Annotated in this window: 4 protein-coding genes; 3 read left to right on the plus strand and 1 reads right to left on the minus strand. The window is 70.7% G+C overall.

The window, feature by feature from the left end; translation table 11 throughout:
- Window positions 1-251 precede the first annotated feature (251 nt).
- Complete coding sequence (locus APM_RS07025; RefSeq protein ID WP_035187788.1) at window positions 252-1181, minus strand: dihydrodipicolinate synthase family protein; 930 nt, start codon at window positions 1179-1181, stop codon at window positions 252-254.
- A 240-nt stretch (window positions 1182-1421) separates the two neighbouring features.
- Between APM_RS07025 and APM_RS07030 the strand changes: the two genes are divergently transcribed.
- The 3 genes from APM_RS07030 to APM_RS07040 all read left to right on the plus strand — a co-directional run.
- On the plus strand, window positions 1422-2189 hold the full coding sequence (locus APM_RS07030; RefSeq protein WP_240314308.1) for a hypothetical protein: 768 nt from the start codon (window positions 1422-1424) through the stop codon (window positions 2187-2189).
- 48 nt (window positions 2190-2237) lie between these two features.
- Window positions 2238-3089: a polyprenyl diphosphate synthase gene (uppS, locus tag APM_RS07035; RefSeq protein WP_007422662.1), complete on the plus strand. Its 852-nt coding sequence runs from the start codon at window positions 2238-2240 to the stop codon at window positions 3087-3089.
- 217 nt (window positions 3090-3306) lie between these two features.
- Window positions 3307-3485, plus strand: a 179-nt coding sequence (locus APM_RS07040; protein ID WP_007422663.1) for a LysR family transcriptional regulator, incomplete at its 3' end; no start/stop codon positions are given.

Below are 3485 nucleotides of genomic sequence, written 5' to 3' on the forward strand. Positions count from 1 at the left end.
AGCGCCAGGGCGAGCAGCGGGGCGACCCGCCGCAGCGCGGGCAAAAGTCCGCGATGCCGCGGGCCGGGCGCATGGCCGGCGGGCCCGATCAACCGCAATACCTCCGTTCGTGCCGTGCCATGCAATGTCTTCGTGCAAATCGCCCCGTGCGGATCGCGGGAAAACGAGCCGAGGCAGTGAGCGGGCCGGCGCGCCAAGTCAATGCCGGCGGGTTCACAAGGTTGCCAGCCGGTTGCCGGAGAGCGCGGCCCTCAGCCCCAGCGCAGGACCAGCGGATCGAGCCGCCTGGCGATTTCCAGCAGCCCGTCGCGCGTCGCCGGATGGAGCGGCGCGAGGGGATGGCGCACCGCCTCGCTGCGGATCACCCCGCCTTCGCGCATCAGCGCCTTCGCGGCGATCAGCCCGCACTGGCGGTTCTCGTAGTTGATCAGCGGCAGGATGCGCTCGTAGCCGGCCACCGCCTCGTCGCGCCGGCCGGCGAGATAGGCGTGCACGATGGGGCCGATCAGGTCGGGATAGCCGCCGCCGGTCATCGCGCCGGTGGCCCCCGCGTCGAGATCGGCGAGCAGGGTGATCGCCTCCTCGCCGTCCCACGGCCCCTCGATCGCGGCGCCGCCGAGCTCGATCAGGCTGCGCAGCTTGGCCGCCGCCTGCGGCGTCTCGATCTTGAAATAGGCGATCTGCGCGATCTCGCGCGCCATCTGCGCGAGCAGCTCGGCCGGCAGCGGCGTGCCGGCCACGGGGGCGTCCTGGATCATCACCGGGATGCGGATCGCATCCGACAGGCGGCGGAAGAAATCCCACAGCCCGGCGGCGCCGACGCGGATCGTCGCACCGTGATAGGGCGGCATCACCATGACCATCGCCGCCCCCATCGCCTCGGCGCGGCGGCTGCGCTCGATGCAGATATCGGTGCTGAAATGGCTCGTCGTCACGATCACCGGCACGCGGCCGGCGACGTGTTCGAGCATCCGCTTCATCAGGATCTCGCGCTCGTCATCGCCGAGGACGAACTGCTCGGAGAAATTGGCGAGCAGGCACAGCCCGTCCGAGCCGGCATCGATCATGAAATCCACGGCGCGGCACTGGCCGTCGAGATCGAGCCGCCCCGACTCGTCGAAAATCGTCGGCACCACGGGGAACACACCCCTGTATCGCGGTCTCGTCTGCGTCTCGGTCATGGTCGTTCCCAGGCTGCTGGTTGCGCCGGCGCAGAGATGCGGTCCGGCGGCGGCGGTCCCCGGCTTGGGTTCGCGCCGCGCGGCAGCTTCCCGTCCCCGGCGGAAAAGTCAATCCGCCGGCGGGCGTTCACATTCCGCGGCGCGGGGTTGCAGTCATGCGGCGGGGCCGCCATTCCGGACGGGTCGGCAACGGGGAAGGGGAGACCATCGGCAGTGGGCTGGGCCAGGACTTTCATGCGCATGGACGAGCGGCGCTATTACGGCGCCAAGGTGCCGCAGATCACGCTGGCGTTCTGGGTCGCGAAGATCCTCTCCACCGCGATGGGCGAGGCCACTTCCGACTTCCTGGTCTTCCACACCAATCCCTATCTCGCGGTGATCGGCGGCGGGCTCGGCTTTCTCGCCGCCCTCGCCCTGCAATTCGCGACCCGGCGCTACGTGCCGGCGATCTACTGGCTGCTGGTCGTGATGGTCAGCATTTTCGGCACGATGGTGGCGGATGTCATCCATGTCGTCCTCGGCGTGCCCTATCCGGTATCGACCGGGATGTTCGCCGCGAGCCTCGTGGTGATCCTCGGCGCCTGGAGCCTGTCGGAACGCACGCTGTCGATCCACACCGTCGCCACCCCGCGGCGCGAGGCGTTCTACTGGGCCACCGTGATCGCCACCTTCGCCCTCGGCACCGCCGCCGGCGACCTCACGGCATCGACCTTCGGCCTCGGCTACCTGAACTCCGCCATCCTGTTCACCGCCCTGTTCGCGGTGCCCGGCCTCGCCCGGCGGCTGTTCGGGCTGAACGAGGTCGCGGCGTTCTGGACCGCCTATATCCTGACCCGGCCGATGGGCGCCTCCTTCGCGGACTGGTTCGACAAGCCGGTGAGCAGCAGCGGCCTCGGGTTCGGCACGCCGGCCGTCGCGGCGATGCTCACCGTCGCTGTGGCGCTGGCGGTCGGCCATATCTGCCTGCGCCACCGCCGCGCCGGGCCGGGGGCGATCGCCGCCGAATAGCCGCAGACGGCGGCTTGCATTGCGGCGGCGCGGGGGCCACAAGACGGCATGTTCGCCGAACAGGCCGGCGCGCCGCGCGCGGCCGCATCCCGCCGCCCCAGACTGTCCGAGGCCGCAAGGCGCGTTGTGTGGCGCCTGGTCTATCGCCTGTACGAGAGGCGGCTCGCCCGCGAGGTGGCGGCGGGGCCGCTGCCGCGCCATGTCGGCATCATCCTCGATGGTAACCGCCGCCACGCCCGCCTCGCCGGGCTGAGCGACCCGGGCGAGATCTACCGCCTCGGCGCCGCCAAGCTCGACGAGATCCTCGCCTGGAGCGCCGAGCTCGGCATTCCGATGATCACGCTCTGGGTCTTCTCGCCGGCCAATCTCGGCCGGCCGGAGGCGGAGGTCGGCGGCATTCTCGGCGCCGTCGAGGCCAAGATGCGCGCGCTCGTCGCCGATCCGCACATCCGCAGCCGCGGCGTCCGCCTCGCCGCGATCGGCCGGCGCGACATCCTGCCCCCCGCCCTGCTCGCCGCGATCGACGCCGCCGAGGACGCCACCAGCGGCAATGACGGCATGACGGTCACGCTCGCGATCGGCTATGGCGGGCGCGAGGAGATCGCCGATGCGGTGCGCGCCCTGCTCGCCGAATGCGCCGGGGCCGGCATGGACTGCGCCGCCGCCGCCGCCGCGGTGAGCCCGGAGGCGATCCGCCGGCATCTCTATCTCGGCGGGATGCCGGACCCCGACCTGATCATCCGCACCAGCGGCGAGATCCGCCTCTCCGGCTTCATGCTCTGGCAGAGCGTGCACAGCGAGCTGCATTTCTGCGACGCCACCTGGCCCGCCTTCCGGCGGATCGACTACCTGCGGGCGATCCGCGCCTTCCAGCGCCGCGACCGCCGCTTCGGCCGCTAGAGCACGTTCCGATCCTGATGGATTTCAGATTCGGGACACCAGAAAAAACGACGGTTTGGCGGCCTGCTTGTCCCTGGAATTGACCCACGAATTTCAGGGGCAGGACACCAGGGCAGGTAGCGGGCCCGCATGACCGTGCGCCCCGAGCCGGGTTTGCCAGCACCCGCCCCGGCGCATACGCTGTTCCCGTTGTCTTCACGCGGGGCCGGAAACGCCGATGCAGGTCGAACTGCGCCACTGGCGCGCCTTTGTCGCCGCGGCGGATGCGGGTCATTTCGGCCATGCCGCCGAACGCCTCGGCATCAGCCAGCCGGCCCTCAGCCAGCTCATCCGCGCGATCGAGACCGCGCTCGGCCTGTCGCTCTTCGATCGCGCCGGCCGCAACATCCGGCCCAG

Source organism: Acidiphilium sp. PM (assembly GCF_000219295.1).
In the GTDB taxonomy this organism is placed as follows: Bacteria; Pseudomonadota; Alphaproteobacteria; order Acetobacterales; family Acetobacteraceae; genus Acidiphilium; species Acidiphilium multivorum.

Bases quoted from the DNA above. Each gene is read 5' to 3' on its own strand.
- APM_RS07025 (WP_035187788.1), bottom strand. From the start codon at position 1,181: ATGACCGAGACGCAGACGAGACCGCGATACAGGGGTGTGTTCCCCGTG.
- APM_RS07030 (WP_240314308.1), top strand. From the start codon at position 1,422: ATGGACGAGCGGCGCTATTACGGCGCCAAGGTGCCGCAGATCACGCTG.
- uppS (WP_007422662.1), top strand. From the start codon at position 2,238: ATGTTCGCCGAACAGGCCGGCGCGCCGCGCGCGGCCGCATCCCGCCGC.